The 13,460-nt window shown below is 56.7% G+C and carries 13 protein-coding genes; 9 read left to right on the top strand and 4 right to left on the bottom strand.

The annotated features are described in order from the left end of the window. Positions 1–213: 213 nt before the first annotated feature. Positions 214–816, bottom strand: coding sequence for a helix-turn-helix domain-containing protein (locus tag OSH09_RS16160; RefSeq protein WP_243430179.1), 603 nt, complete (start codon positions 814–816; stop codon positions 214–216). A gap of 109 nt (positions 817–925) precedes the next feature. Between OSH09_RS16160 and argE the strand changes: the two genes are divergently transcribed. From argE to OSH09_RS16140, 4 genes are read left to right on the top strand one after another with little or no spacing between them, the layout of a single operon-like run. Then, a complete protein-coding gene (gene argE, locus OSH09_RS16155; protein ID WP_266121564.1) occupies positions 926–2,122 on the top strand; it encodes an acetylornithine deacetylase in 1,197 nt (398 codons plus the stop codon). Between the two features lie 30 nt (positions 2,123–2,152). Continuing rightward, positions 2,153–3,139: a threonine ammonia-lyase gene (locus OSH09_RS16150; RefSeq protein ID WP_266121563.1), complete on the top strand. Its 987-nt coding sequence runs from the start codon at positions 2,153–2,155 to the stop codon at positions 3,137–3,139. Then, positions 3,130–4,134, top strand: a complete 1,005-nt coding sequence (locus OSH09_RS16145; RefSeq protein ID WP_266121562.1) for an ornithine cyclodeaminase family protein — start codon at positions 3,130–3,132, stop codon at positions 4,132–4,134. The genes OSH09_RS16150 and OSH09_RS16145 overlap by 10 nt, the downstream gene beginning before the upstream one ends. A gap of 30 nt (positions 4,135–4,164) precedes the next feature. Next, a complete protein-coding gene (locus tag OSH09_RS16140; RefSeq protein WP_266121561.1) occupies positions 4,165–5,136 on the top strand; it encodes a tripartite tricarboxylate transporter substrate-binding protein in 972 nt (323 codons plus the stop codon). Positions 5,137–5,291: 155 nt separating this feature from the next. Here OSH09_RS16140 and OSH09_RS16135 read toward each other — a convergent pair whose 3' ends face one another. Beyond that, the gene (locus OSH09_RS16135; RefSeq protein ID WP_266121560.1) at positions 5,292–5,843 is read right to left on the bottom strand and encodes a TetR/AcrR family transcriptional regulator; all 552 of its coding nucleotides are present in this window, start codon (positions 5,841–5,843) and stop codon (positions 5,292–5,294) included. Between the two features lie 111 nt (positions 5,844–5,954). Here OSH09_RS16135 and OSH09_RS16130 point away from each other — a divergent pair, with 111 nt between their 5' ends. Further along, on the top strand, positions 5,955–6,467 hold the full coding sequence (locus tag OSH09_RS16130; protein WP_266121559.1) for an HPP family protein: 513 nt from the start codon (positions 5,955–5,957) through the stop codon (positions 6,465–6,467). 121 nt (positions 6,468–6,588) lie between these two features. On the opposite strand, the gene OSH09_RS16125 is transcribed toward OSH09_RS16130, so the two are convergent. Continuing rightward, positions 6,589–6,978: a VOC family protein gene (locus OSH09_RS16125; protein ID WP_266121558.1), complete on the bottom strand. Its 390-nt coding sequence runs from the start codon at positions 6,976–6,978 to the stop codon at positions 6,589–6,591. Between the two features lie 104 nt (positions 6,979–7,082). Beyond that, the gene (locus tag OSH09_RS16120; protein ID WP_266121557.1) at positions 7,083–8,525 is read right to left on the bottom strand and encodes a catalase; all 1,443 of its coding nucleotides are present in this window, start codon (positions 8,523–8,525) and stop codon (positions 7,083–7,085) included. Positions 8,526–8,924: 399 nt separating this feature from the next. On the opposite strand from OSH09_RS16120, the gene OSH09_RS16115 reads away from it, so the two are divergent. The 4 genes from OSH09_RS16115 (at position 8,925) to OSH09_RS16100 (ending at position 13,452) form a co-directional block, all read left to right on the top strand. Beyond that, entirely contained in the window at positions 8,925–9,695 is a 771-nt protein-coding gene (locus tag OSH09_RS16115; RefSeq protein WP_207872680.1) for a response regulator, read from the top strand. After that, positions 9,680–10,840, top strand: coding sequence for a sensor histidine kinase (locus tag OSH09_RS16110; RefSeq protein WP_207872681.1), 1,161 nt, complete (start codon positions 9,680–9,682; stop codon positions 10,838–10,840). Before OSH09_RS16115 ends, OSH09_RS16110 begins: the two co-directional genes overlap by 16 nt. Positions 10,841–10,948: 108 nt before the next feature. Then, positions 10,949–12,322, top strand: coding sequence for an efflux transporter outer membrane subunit (locus tag OSH09_RS16105; protein ID WP_266121556.1), 1,374 nt, complete (start codon positions 10,949–10,951; stop codon positions 12,320–12,322). After that, positions 12,319–13,452 carry an ABC transporter permease gene (locus OSH09_RS16100; protein ID WP_207872683.1) on the top strand — a complete coding sequence of 378 codons (1,134 nt, stop codon included), beginning with the start codon at positions 12,319–12,321 and terminating at the stop codon, positions 13,450–13,452. The genes OSH09_RS16105 and OSH09_RS16100 overlap by 4 nt, the downstream gene beginning before the upstream one ends. Positions 13,453–13,460 lie beyond the last annotated feature (8 nt).

Genomic DNA, 13,460 nt, shown 5'->3' with positions numbered 1-13,460 from the left:
ATGGAGCAGATGGACGGTTCGGGCTGGAAGCGCTAGCCCTTGCTGGTATCTGAAATACTGGTGTTTATGTGCCTGTGGCCCAGGTTCTTGAGGATCGGGCATCAGGCAATCAAGCAAACTGACGTAGGGGATAACTTCAAAGGGGTGAGGGCAAAAAAACTTCTGGAGGTGTCATCAAAGCTGACTGAGGTCAGCCGTCTGCGCCTTTTGAGACTAGTGATTGTTCACACAAACCACCAGAATCTCCACGCTCTCCCCGTGCTCGCACAGGTAAAGGTGGCCCAGATTGCTTTTGAAGTAAATGCTGTCACGCGACTGCAGGACATGGCGGCGGCCGTCCTGAAACTGCATGGTCAATTGCCCTTCAATTACAAAAATGAACTCTTCGCCCTCATGCTGACTGAAGTCGGTGGCATCGCGGGGTTCGCCCGCCAGGACACGACCGTGCATGGGCGTCATTTTCTTGTTGATCCATTCTGAAGCAAGCATGCCGTATTCATAGCGGTGGGCATGATAGGTCACGGTGCGTGAGGCCCGACCCACCAGAATATCCATGCCGGACTCGTTCTGATCGCGTGGCGTCTTGAACAGGTCGGACAAATCCATTTTCAAGGCTCGGCTGACGGCCAGGAATTTTTCGTAGCTCAGGCCAATCAGGCCGCGTTCGGCCTTGGACAGGGTGGACAAAGATACATTGGATAAGCGTGCCAACATCAACAGGGTTAGGCCCTGTCGTTTGCGTTCATCACGTATGCGCGCCCCCATGGCTGTTTTGCTTAATAAATTGGGGGCGGTGTTGGCTAAGTCTTTTGTCATAACCTAAAGAAGTAATAAACCATCTTCTTATAAATATTATTAATTTTCTTATAAGAAAACTCTGTCCTATTGTATAGAACTACACGCTTTACGCTGGGAGAAAGAAGGCATGACTGCGTTGTTTGATCCTACTGCTTATCCCTCTACCTCGGTGGAATGGATACAAAAACTGATTGCTTATGATACGACAAGCCGGGAATCTAACCTGGAACTGATTCACGACGTACAGGCCTATTTGCAGCAGCAAGGGCTTGAAACCGTGCTGACGCATGACGCCAGTGGCCGCAAGGCCAATCTGTTTGCCACGATTCCGGCAGCCGATGGCACGCGTACCGGTGGCATTGTTCTGTCTGGTCACACGGACGTGGTTCCTGTAGACGGCCAGAACTGGAGCAGTGACCCGTTCAAGGCCGAGATCCGTGACGACCGTTTGTATGGTCGCGGCACCTGCGACATGAAAGGCTTTGTGGGTGTGACGCTGCAATTGGTGCCAGAGATGCTGGCGACCAAACTGGCCAAACCTATTCACCTGGCCTACTCCTACGACGAAGAAGTCGGCTGCGTGGGTGCACCGGTCATGATTGATGATCTGGTCCGCCGTGGCATCAAACCCGAGGGTTGTGTGGTGGGCGAACCCACCAGCATGCGCACTATCGTGGCGCATAAAGGCATTAACGCCTATCGCTGCCGCGTACACGGTCACGCCGCGCATTCCTCGCTGACCCCCAAGGGCGTAAACGCGATCGAGCATGCGGCACGCATCATTACGGCTATTCGTGATCTGGCCGATGACTACAAGAGCATGGGCCCTTATGACCATGATTTCGACGTGCCCTTCACCACTTTGCAGACCAGCATGATTCGTGGCGGCATCGCCTTGAATACCGTGCCTGACCTATGCGAATTCGAGTTTGAATACCGCAATTTGCCCGGTGTGGACCCCGAGCCGATCTTGCAAGAGATTCGTGAGTTCATCGACCTGAAGGTCTTGCCCGCCATGCGCCGCGAGCATCCTGATGCTTTGGTGGAACTGGAAAAGCTGGCCAGCGCCCCCGGCCTGAATCCTGAAGAACAAGCCGCCATCACCAAACTGGTGCGCGAACTGACGCGTGACGACACGGTGCGCAAAGTGGCCTACGGCACGGAAGCAGGTCTGTTCCAGCAAGCCGGTATCCCTTCGATTATTTGTGGCCCCGGCAATATCGAGCAGGCCCACCGCCCCGATGAATACGTGGAACTGGCCCAGTTGGAGCAGTGCGAGCAGTTTTTGCGCGCCCTGATTCGCAGCCAGGCCGTGGCCTCTTAAAAACAGACAAACAGGTTTCAACGCGAACCCATGACAACAGAAAAAGTTACCCAGGAAAACGTGGTGCAGGCGCATGAGCGTCTGCGTCCCTATGTGCGCCAGACGCCCGTGTTCGATTACCAGACCGGGCGTCTGGATAGCGCCGTCAATTTCAAGTTCGAGCATTTGCAGGCCTCGGGCACTTTCAAGGCACGTGGTGCTTTCAACAACTTGTTGAGCTTGTCTGAAGAAGCACGCCAGCAAGGGGTGACCTGCGTCTCTGCAGGCAACCATGCCGTGGCCGTAGCCTATGCCGCCCATCAAATGGGTGTGAAAGCCAAGACCGTGATGATCAAGACGGCCAGCCCGGCCCGTGTAGCCTTGTGCCGCGAGTATGGGGCCGAGATCGTCTTTGCCGACAACGGCGAGCAGGCTTTTGAGCTGGTGCGCCAGATTGAAAAGGACGAACAGAAAACCTTCATTCATCCGTTCAGTACCTACCCTACCGTGCTGGGAACCGCCACGCTGGGCTACGAGTGGTTGCAGCAAGCGGGCAAGCTGGATGCGGTGCTAGTGCCGATTGGGGGCGGTGGCTTGGCCGCAGGTGTCTCGGCGGCCGTCAAGTTGTGGCAGCCTGATTGCGTGGTCTATGGCATCGAGCCTGTGGGTGCAAACGTCATGGCGCTAAGCCGCCAGGCTGGCGAGCCGCAAAAAATCGGTGCCATGCAGTCCATCGCAGACAGTCTCATGGCCCCTCATACCGATGAGTTCAGCTTCCGCGTGTGTCAGGACAATATCGACACCCTAGTCACCGTCAACGACGACCAGATCCGCGCAGGCATGCACTTCCTGTTCAACGAATTCAAGATGGCCACTGAACCGGCTTGCGCGGTGGCGACAGCCGCCTTGATGTTCCCCTTGCGCAAACATCTGGCCGGTCAACGAGTGGGTGTGCTGTTTTGCGGCTCCAACACGGATACCGACACTTTTATCCGCCATATCACCACGCCACTGGCGCAAGGCGAATCATGCAGCTAAGCGTTTATGTAGCAAAAGCCCAGGAAGTGTACGAGGGGCTGGATATGGGGGCGGCGATTGATCTGATGCGTCAGGGTTTTATCGCCATGCAGCAAGGGCGTATTGACCAGCCCTTGCGCACGATTGTGCGTAGTAATTTGTCCAGCGGCTTTCTGGGCATGATGCCCGCCTGCATCGACATGCCCGAGATTTATCCCGAGCCTTTGTACGGCGCCAAGATGGGCACCCTGTTTCCAGATAATGTGCGCTTGGGTAAAGACCCCCATCAAGGCTGCGTGCTCTTGATGAGCGGCTTGACCGGCGAGACGCGCGCCATTCTGGACGCCAGCAGCGTGACGGCCTTGCGCACTGCTGCTGTCAGTGGCCTGGCCACCGACATGCTGGCGCGACCGGATGCCAGCGTGCTGACCTTGTTCGGCGGCGGACATCAGGCCTTGTGGCAGTTGCGCGCCGTGGCGCAAGTGCGTCGCTTGAGCAAAGTGTTTGTGATTACTCGCTCCGCACAGTCGGCGCAGCATTTTATTGAGGAAGCTCAGGCGTATCTGGATTGCCCCTTGATAGCCGGAGTCTCGGCTCAGGAAGCTGTGTCCCATTCGGATATGGTACTGACGGCCACCAGCTCTGCCACACCTGTCTTGAAGCGCGAATGGCTGCGCCCTGGGACGCACATCACCGCCATGGGTTCCAGCACACCTGCCAGCAGCGAACTGGATGGACCCACCATGACGGCAGGCCGCTTGTTTGTGGACCGTGCGCAATCGACTCGCAATGAATCGGGCGAGTTCTTGAATGCGTGCAAGCAGGCTTACTTGTCGGCGGATACCGAGTTGAATGAGCTGGGTGCCGTCCTGGAGGGGCAAGCCGCAGGTCGCATCAACAATGAAGAAATCACGATTTTTAAATCCTTGGGCCTGGCATTCGAGGATGTACTGACGGCAGCCGCCTTGTTCAGCCGTCATGCCGCACAAGGGAATGGACGAGTAGTAGAACTTTAATAGCGTCATCAAGAGGTAGGGAGACAAGTAATGAAAAAGAAATGGGCGCAGGTTTTGCTGGGGACGGCTTTGGCATTGGCAACAGGCATGTCTGTTGCCAGCAAATTGCCGGACACCATACGGTTGGTCGTGGGCTATCCGGCAGGGGGAACAGCGGATGCCGTCGCGCGGGTGTATGCCGAACAACTGCGTGAAAAGCTGGGTGTGAATGTGGTGGTGGATAACCGCGCAGGCGCGGGCGGGCAGGTGGCTGCTCAAGGCTTTTTGCGCTCGCCTACCGATGGCTCGGTGCTATTGGTCGCCAATAATCACATGATGACCACCTTGCCTTTGACGGTGAAAACGGTCACCTACGATCCCATGAAGGACTTTGCGCCGGTTGCGGTCATCGCCAAGTTCGAGCATATCTTTGTGGTGGGTAAAACCACGCCTGCCAATACCTTGCAGGAGTACGTGGAACTGGTGCGCAAAGAACCGGAAAAGTACGGCCACTATGGCATTCCCGCCCCCGGCAGCGCCCCCCAGTTCATTGGCTACAGCATTGCCAAGAAGAACGATATCCAGATGTCCCCCGTGCCCTACAAAGGGGGCGCTCCCTTGATCAATGACCTGCTGGGTGACCATATTCCTGCCGGTGTGGATGCTGTGGGCATGATTACCGAACACGTTGCTGCTGGCTCGGTTCGAGTTCTGGGGATTACGGGTGCAGAGCGTCTGCCTATCCTCAAGGATGTGCCTACCTTTGTAGAGATGGGTTACGGCGATCTGAAGGCTTCGGGCTGGATGGGGATTTTTGCCCCGCTGGGCATGGAGCCGGAGATGGTCAAACAGTTCCAGGATGCCTTTAATGAAGTGGCCAAGCTGCCGCGCATTGAAAGCGCGATTGTGCCGATTGGCTTTCGACCCGAATCGGGTAGTGCGCAGGAGCTGTCCCGCATTGTTCAGGATGATCTGGATACCTGGGGGCCCATCATCAAGGAATCGGGGTATTTGCAGCAGTAAAACGTAGAGCAGCAAAGAAAACATTCCGTGCACCCCAACGCTTGGCTTCCAGCTCAGGCTTTGGGGTGTTTTTCGTGATGAGTGACGATGGCGTGAATCACGCTTATGGTGGTAGAGCCGCAGCTAGCACGAGAGCATCTTTTGACGTGCTCTGCTCAGCGCGTCAGCAAAGGCTGTAAAGCCTTGAAAATCTCTTGAGTCAGATCCTTGCCGGGGAACATGTTGGCGTGGACGATCAGGCCTTCCAAGCAGATGAAAACCAGCAAAGCTTGCTGGTGGGCCTTGTCACCAAAAGGCTCCTGCAAAATCGCTTCTATCAGTGCCAAGATAGCTAGCTTGTGCTCTTGTGCAATCGCGCAAGGCTGAGGGTTCACCGCCCCGAATTCTTCCGATGCCTTGATGAACATGCAGCCATGAAAATCCGGTGACTGGAACCAGCTTTGATGCCACTGGAACAGCGCCTGAATCTTGTCCTGATAGCGTTCATGCGGCTCCAGATACTGGAGTAAATTTTCCATGAAATTGCGATGCCGCAGGTCCAGGGTTTCCTTGATCAGGCCATCTTTGGTGCCAAATTGTTTGTAAACCGTCATGCGGGCCACATCGGACTCGGAGATGATGCGTTCAATCCCGACATTGCCGTAGCCATACTGGCTGAAAAGGCGCAACGCCGTTTCCAAAATCGTATCGCGCTTGGTGTTTTTCATCGTTCTTGACTCAACAAATTGGCCGGAGAAAGTTTGACAGCGTCAGGCAGAGTGATTATTGTACACGCCAGTAGATAGACCGATCGGTCTATTTTATTTTTGGAGCCCAGGATGCGCTTTATTTTTTCTCGAATTCAAGGGGGCGGTGTACTGCCGCCACGGCCACAAAGCAAGCAGGTTTTGTTCAGTTTTCTGGGGGGAACCATAGGCATCATGGTGATTGCCTATTTAACGCAGCAGTTTGGCTTGCCCTTGATGATGGCGCCCTTCGGAGCGACCTGTGCCCTGTTGTTCGCAGCACCTGACTCGCCCTTGGCGCAGCCACGCAGCGTGATCGGTGGGCATTTCATTGCCAGTCTGGTGGGGGTGGTGATTGCGAAATATGTAGGCGCAGGGCCCTTAGAAATGGGGCTGGCGGTGGGCTTGGCCATCGCTTTGATGCACGCTAGTCGTACTTTGCATGCGCCTGCCGGAGCGGATCCTTTGGTGATCCTGCTGGCAGGCGAGGCCTCTTGGTCTTACTTGTTTGTGCCCTCTTTGCTGGGCTCTATCGTGTTGGTGGTGATCGCTTTGGTGATCAACAACTTGGGTCATAAGCAAGCCTGGCCCAAGTACTGGTATTAAGTGGCTTGTTTTGTGAGGGCCAAGACAGGTTTTGAGGCTGGTAGTGATGTTTACATTGGGAAGTTGCCTGCTTGATGTCGGCTACGGTGCACATAGGTATTCGCCGTCAAACCTGTCGATCTTACTTAACCGGCGTACACAACTCCACCACAACCCGCTCTGGCGTCTGTACGTAAGACACCACCTGCCCCCAAGGCTTGTCCTGCGGCGGCGCCAGTTCTGTGCCCCCTTCTGCCAATGCCTTGGCATGAGCGGCAGGCACATCGTCGCAGACCAGGGCGATTTCAATGGCCAGTGGCACGTCTGATGCGTGAGTCGACAAATGCCCTTTGGGGTAGTTCATATAGGCCAACATTTCCGCTGCAAAGGCCAAGGTGGTTTGGCCGGTTTCCAGTTCGCCGTACAGCCCGGTTTCATGCAGCATTTTGGTGGACAAACCAAAAGCGCGGTTGAAGTAGTCCAGTGCCTGGCTGACATCGGGAACGTAGATGATCGTATAGCCAAATTTCATAGTGGGGCTCGGTAGGAAAACGCAGGGCCAGTGCAAAAAAAATCGGCTCCCCGATTGTAGATGGGGAGCCGATTCTTTGATGGCTTAAACAGCCCGGTCAGGGTTTAAAGCTGACCGCGTTTTGTCAGTTCCGCTTTCACACCGGCACCGTAAGCAGGGTCGGCTTTCGTGAAGTGGCCCAATTGACGTTCGATGATTTCCTTGGGAACACCGGCCATGGCGTCGGCAATATTGCTGAACAGACGCTGTTTTTCCTCGTCGTTGAACAGGCGGAACAGATTGCCGGGCTGCGAGTAGTAATCATCGTCCACGCGGTGATCCCAGTGATCTGCAGGCTGGCCGTCCAGTGCCAGAGGTGGTTCGCTGCGGGGAGCCTGTTGCCATTCGCCCTGGCTATTGGGTTCGTAGTTCAGCGTGCCGCCGTTATTGTCGCCAGTACGCATGGCGCCATCGCGGTGGTAGCTGTGGAACGGGCAACGAGGCGCGTTTACAGGCAGCAGGCCGTGGTTTACGCCCAGGCGGTAGCGCTGGGTGTCGCCGTAGGAAAAGATACGGCCTTGCAGCATGCGGTCGGGTGAGTGACCAATACCGGGCACCAGGTTGGCAGGCGTGAAAGCCGCTTGTTCCACTTGTGCGAAGTAGTTGGTGGGGTTCTCGTTCAACTCCAGCGTGCCCACGTCGATCAGCGGGAAATCGCCATGTGGCCAGACCTTGGTCACATCAAAGGGGTTGATGTGGTAGGTGCGCGCCTGCTCTTCGGTCATGATTTGAATCCGCAGCGCCCAGCGGGGGAAGTTGCCTTTTTCGATGTTCTCGTACAGATCACGCTGCGAGCTTTCGCGGTCTTGTCCGACGACTTTGGCGGCTTCTTCGTTGGTGTAGTTGGCAATGCCTTGCTGGGATTTGAAGTGGAACTTCACCCAGTGACGCTGGCCCTTGTCGTTGATCAGACTGTAGGTGTGTGAACCAAAGCCATGTTGCTGACGCAGGTTACAGGGCAAACCGCGGTCGCTCATCAGGATGGTGACCTGGTGCAGGGATTCGGGCGACAGGGACCAGAAATCCCAGGCGGCGCTCATGTTGCGCAGGTGGCTGCGAGGGTCGCGTTTCTGTGTGTGGATGAAGTCGGGGAACTTCAGTGGATCCCGTATAAAGAAGACAGGAGTGTTATTGCCCACGAGGTCCCAGTTTCCGTCTTCTGTATAGAATTTGAGGGCAAATCCTCGAACGTCGCGTTCTGCATCGGCGGCTCCTGCTTCACCAGCTACGGTGGAAAAACGTAAGAAAACGGGGGTTTTGCTGCCTGGCTTGAAGACCTTGGCCATGCTGTACTGGCTGATGTCGTGCGTCACGGTAAAGGTACCGAAAGCGCCCGAGCCCTTGGCGTGCACGACGCGCTCCGGGATACGTTCACGGTCAAAGTGAGCCAGCTTCTCCAGTAACCAATAATCCTGCATCAGGACGGGACCACGAGGTCCGGCTGTCATGGAGTTCTGATTCTCCTCAACAGGGCGGCCGGCGGCGGTCGTCAGGGTTTTGTTGCTCATTGTGATTCTCCGTTGAAGCTGACCCGAACCGAGGGGGGCGGGTCGTTTTAAGAAGTTAGGATCAGTCTACTTGCCTTGGTCGAAATAGTTAAATCAAATGATTTTAGTGAATGAATAGCTTTTTACTATTGATGGGGCATTCCTCCTGATCATAGCGGTAAGTAGAAACGCTGCGGATGAAAATTCTGCGATCGGGCCGCAGAAAAAAGTTAATAAATGTTTTTAAATACGGGCCTTTAGCGCTGTTGGACAGAGTATTTCGGGCAGGTGTATCATCCACCCAGCCGTCTGCGGCGTACTGCGGTGTACTAAATGGGCTGTGTTGGGATCGGCCTTTTCACGCACCTTTTGCCCCTGTTCCGGGGCACCGCCTAGCAGGGATTAGGACACAGAGACTTTATGAGTTTGCCCCCCAAAGCCAGTGGCCATTCTTTTGGCGACTCCCCCTTACACGCAGCTTCCACACGCGATAACACCCTGCAAAAACTGGTGCTGGTGGTTGAAGATGAACCCGATATTGCCAGCGTGCTGGATGCTTATTTGCGCCGCGATGGCTTGCGTACCGCCATTGCGGGTGACGGGTTTCAGGCTCTGCAATTGTTTCGGGACCTGCGCCCGGATATGGTCCTGTTGGATATTCATTTGCCCGGTGTGGATGGGCTGGACGTACTGCGCGCTATTCGTAATGCCGGTCAAACCCCAGTCATTTTGGTGACGGCTCTGGCGGACGATGTGGACAAGCTTCTGGGCCTGCGCCTGGGGGCGGATGATTACGTCATCAAACCCTTTAACCCAGCAGAAGTGGTGGCCCGCGTCCGCGCCGTGCTGCGTCGTACAGGGGCCGTTGCGCCCAGCACCCGGATTCGTGTTGGCAGTCTGGAAATTGATGAGCAGGACCATGTGGCCCTGGTGCATGTGGAGGGCGACCGTGTCGTGCCTTTGCCGCTGACGGTAACGGAATTCCGCTTGCTGGCTTGCCTGGCCGCCCAACCACGCCGCTGCTTTTCCCGTAATTATCTGATTGAACAATGCCTGCCCGAGAGCAATGCCATGGAGCGCGTCATTGACTCCCACATCTCCAAACTGAGACGCAAATTGCAGGTTGTGGGCCAGGGTGAACTGGTTGAGGCGGTACGTGGAGTGGGCTATCGCTTATGGCGCGAGTACTAGATCGAATTTGGGTGCGTTTTGGCCTGGCAGTCGCCATTGCCATTGTCGTGACCCTGGCTGTGCTGGCCATCACCCAACTGCTTTTCTGGCGGTATGAGGAAGACCGTTTTTACCGCTCTCTGCCTACGGATATCCGCCTGGAGTACGACCAGCTTGTGGTGCAGGGTTTGGAAGAAGGCCCGCGCGCCATGCAGATTTATGGCGAGTACTGGCAGGGAGACCCGTGGACCCGCGAATACCTGACGCTGCTCTTTACCTTGTTGGTGGGCCTGCCCTTTGGTTTGGGGTCGGGATTCTGGGTATCGCGCCGGGTGATGCAGCCCTTGGAGTCCATGGCAGAAGCGGCCAACCGGGTGGCGGTAGGTGACTTTACTGTGCGTGCGCATGAAGGTCAGGCTCGCGGTGAAATGGCCGAAATGGTGCGCGACTTCAATCACATGATTGATTCGCTGGAGGCCTTGGACCGCGAACGACGCATGACGGTAGCCTCCTTGTCGCATGAGCTGCGCACTCCCCTGGCCGTGTTAAGCGCCCGTCTGCATGCGATTGTGGACGGCGTTATTCCCAGCAGCGATCAGGAGATGCACGGTTTGTTGCAGCAGTCTTTGCACCTGGGCCGTCTGGTCAGTGACCTGCATACGATTTCGCTGGCATCTGCCGGGCGCTTGTCCCTGTATTGCGAGCAGTTGGATCTGGTGCCCTTGGTAGCCGAAGAGCTGGCTCGTTTCGATGCCCGTCTGGAAGAAAAAGGCTTCGAGCTGGAGGCCGATTTACCTGATGGACCGGCTTGCGTGCTGGTGGACCCGGATCGCCTGCGGCAGATTATTGGTAATTTGCTGGAAAACTGCCTGCGTTACGCAGCGCAAGGGCGTTGGGTAGGTATCTCGCTGGAAATCAGCGAGGGGCATGCCACTCTGGCTATTAGCGATGCGGGACCGGGCTTGCCTGAATCCATGCGTGACCGCCCTTTCGAGCGTTTTGCGCAGGAACCCGGCACCAAGCGCCATGCCTCGGGTTTGGGGCTGTCGATAGTGCAGGCACTGGTTGAACAGCAAGGTGGCAGTGTTCTTGTAGGCACCTCTACCCGAGGCGGTGCCAGCGTTCAAATGCGCTTTCCGCTGGTCAATCGCAACGCGACGAACTAAGCCGCTTCTTCATCTCCATCATTCCTCCATCATTTATGCACGGCTACGCAATGTGGCCCGTGCATGCTGTAGCCATCTCTTATTTCGTGCTTGGGAGTGGCTACTCTGTTGTCCATTCTTCGTCTTGTTCCGGCGCTATTGTGTGCCGCCTTACTGTCGGCTTGCTTCGCGCCGCTTGTCCCTGAACTGCCGCGTACCAGCGAGCTGGAGTGGGATAGCCAGATTGCCAATGAAGGGCCGGTGGTCGAGCTGCGTGCCTGGTGGCATGTGCTGGGCGACCCTCAGCTCGATGCCCTGGTGCAGGAAGCCTTGGCTCAAAATCTGGATTTGGCTCAAATGGTCAGCCGCGTCCAGGGTGAGCGCCAGATTACCGAACGCTGGAGCAGCAAGTTTCTGCCCGCCCTGAATGCCGATGCCCATCCTGTGCAGGACGTATCGGCGCAGGATGCGTATTTTCATGCCAGCCTGGATATGGTGTGGGAGCTGGGCTTGTTCGGTGCCATGGAAAATGCCCGGCTGAAAGCCATGGCGGATTTGGGCTATGCCCAGGCTGATCTGCAAAGCATGCGTGTGGCGGTGGTGGCTGCCGTCGTACGCAACTATATGGATTTGGCCCAGGCTCGCCGCCAACAGGCTTTGCTGGAAGAAACAACCAGGCTGGATGAGCAGGCCTTGTCCTTGGCGCAAGTGCGTTTGCAGACGCATTTGGGATCTTACGAGGCGGTAGAGCAAGCCCAACTGATCCGGACTCAGACCCAAGACCAGTACTTGAACATGCAAGAGCGTGCGGATCGGGCTGCCCGTGCCTTGGCTCTGCTGCTGGGACGCTCTCAACCCGATTTCTTGTGGGGCATGAGTGCCCAGGCGCGTTTGCCGCAAACCTTTACCTTGAGCCAAGTACCCGCTGATCTGGTGCGTATACGCCCGGATATCAGCATGGCGCAGGCGGAAGTGCTGCAGGCTGCTGCGCAGCTAGGGGTAGCGCGTTCGGCCTTGTATCCACGCCTGCGTTTGGGTGGCTCCATCCTGTATTCCTACAACATCACCCAAAATATGCGTACCAGCACGGACTCGGTGCCCTCGATTGGCCCCATGCTGGATATTCCGCTGTGGGATTGGGGCGCCCGCCGTGCCCGTGTGCGGGCCAGTGAACGGGAGCTGGATGCGGCCTTGCTGGGTTATCGCAAAGCGGTGGTGACTGCGGTGTCGGAAGTGGAGCAATCCTTGGCGGCGCTGGTGAATCAGCAAAGTCGTATTCAGGCCCTGCAACAGGCCAATGGAGTTCTGGAACAGAGCCAGACACGTCAAAAAACCTTGCTGGGTTTGGGCCTGTCCAGCGAGGCGGATTTATTGCAGGCACGCCGTGCCCGTTTGAAGGCGCAGGCTGACCTGGAACTGGCGCAAGACAGCCGTGTGTTGGCCTTTGTGGCTTTGTACAAAGCACTGGGCGGTGCGCCTTTGCCTGACGAGCAAGAACCATGATTGCACTGGCACGTAAAACGCTGATTTATGAATGGCGGCGCTTTGTTCCCGTCGTATTGGCCGTGGGGTTTTCCGGGCTGATGCTGGTCGCCCAGGCCGCCTTGGTGTTAGGGATTTTTGGGACGGCGGCCATCTACGTCAAAGCCTCTTCAGCGGATTTGTGGGTGGGCTATCCCGGCACGCAAAGCGTGAATTTCGGGCAGTCCATTGATCCCGATGTGGCGATGCGCTTGCTGATGGACCCGGCTGTGGTCGAGGTCGAGCCTTATGAATGGGTGGATGGTGATTGGCGTGCCCAGGCCAGTGATAGCGGCAGTGTCTCGGTGTACTTGTCCGGCGTGTCGGTCAGCGAGGGGGCCATGATGTTTGACCAGTTGCTGAGTCCAGCCATGCGTGCCCGTTTGCGTGAGCCGGGTGCGGTCATTGTGGACGAGGCCGATCTGCAAACCCTGGGTTTGAATCGTGATGTCAGCCGCGCCTGGATCAATGGCAAGCCGGTTCGCGTCGTTGGTTTGCTGCGTGGTTTGCGGGGGTTGGGAGGGGTGAATGTACTGGCCTCTGTGGATACGGCTCGAGAGGTCAAGGGTGACTCCGAGCTGCGTGGCAGCACGTATTACGTCGCTCACACCCGCATCGCCCCCGAGCTGGTGAAGGCTCGCCTGAACGATGGCACCACTGCCTTTGGCCCTTATGAAGTCTGGACGGCCGATCAGTTTGCGTCGCGCTCACAACGCTACTGGTTGCTGGATACTGGCGCAGGGATGGCCGTGTTGTTCATGGCCTTGATTGTGTGCCTGGTCGGTGCCGTGATTACCAATCAGTCCTTTGCCGCGGTGGTGGGCGGTTCGGCGCGGGAGTACGCCACCTTGAATGCCTTGGGGGCCAGTCGCGCCGCTCTGGCCCGAGTGGTAATCGAGCAGTCTTGCATGGTGGGTGGCATGGGCATGGTGCTGGCCGCGGTGATCAGCTCCGCGCTATTGGCTCTGGCGGCTTTCTATCACGTCCCGGTGGCCATGACGCCGCTGGTGGCTTTGGCCTGCGCGGTGCTGGTGGGCCTGATGTCTCTGCTCTCCAGTGTGATGGCGGTACGCGCTTTATGGCGCACCGATCCGTCTCTGCTCTTGCGTTGATTCAGGAG

The sequence above is a fragment of the Alcaligenes parafaecalis genome (assembly GCF_026344135.1).
Lineage (GTDB): Bacteria > Pseudomonadota > Gammaproteobacteria > Burkholderiales > Burkholderiaceae_B > Alcaligenes > Alcaligenes parafaecalis.
Note: the sequence above shows the minus strand (reverse complement) of the source record. Positions and strands in the feature narration are given on the sequence as shown.

Bases quoted from the DNA above. Each gene is read 5' to 3' on its own strand.
- OSH09_RS16160 (WP_243430179.1), bottom strand. From the start codon at position 816: ATGACAAAAGACTTAGCCAACACCGCCCCCAATTTATTAAGCAAAACA.
- argE (WP_266121564.1), top strand. From the start codon at position 926: ATGACTGCGTTGTTTGATCCTACTGCTTATCCCTCTACCTCGGTGGAA.
- OSH09_RS16150 (WP_266121563.1), top strand. From the start codon at position 2,153: ATGACAACAGAAAAAGTTACCCAGGAAAACGTGGTGCAGGCGCATGAG.
- OSH09_RS16145 (WP_266121562.1), top strand. From the start codon at position 3,130: ATGCAGCTAAGCGTTTATGTAGCAAAAGCCCAGGAAGTGTACGAGGGG.
- OSH09_RS16140 (WP_266121561.1), top strand. From the start codon at position 4,165: ATGAAAAAGAAATGGGCGCAGGTTTTGCTGGGGACGGCTTTGGCATTG.
- OSH09_RS16135 (WP_266121560.1), bottom strand. From the start codon at position 5,843: ATGAAAAACACCAAGCGCGATACGATTTTGGAAACGGCGTTGCGCCTT.
- OSH09_RS16130 (WP_266121559.1), top strand. From the start codon at position 5,955: ATGCGCTTTATTTTTTCTCGAATTCAAGGGGGCGGTGTACTGCCGCCA.
- OSH09_RS16125 (WP_266121558.1), bottom strand. From the start codon at position 6,978: ATGAAATTTGGCTATACGATCATCTACGTTCCCGATGTCAGCCAGGCA.
- OSH09_RS16120 (WP_266121557.1), bottom strand. From the start codon at position 8,525: ATGAGCAACAAAACCCTGACGACCGCCGCCGGCCGCCCTGTTGAGGAG.
- OSH09_RS16115 (WP_207872680.1), top strand. From the start codon at position 8,925: ATGAGTTTGCCCCCCAAAGCCAGTGGCCATTCTTTTGGCGACTCCCCC.
- OSH09_RS16110 (WP_207872681.1), top strand. From the start codon at position 9,680: ATGGCGCGAGTACTAGATCGAATTTGGGTGCGTTTTGGCCTGGCAGTC.
- OSH09_RS16100 (WP_207872683.1), top strand. From the start codon at position 12,319: ATGATTGCACTGGCACGTAAAACGCTGATTTATGAATGGCGGCGCTTT.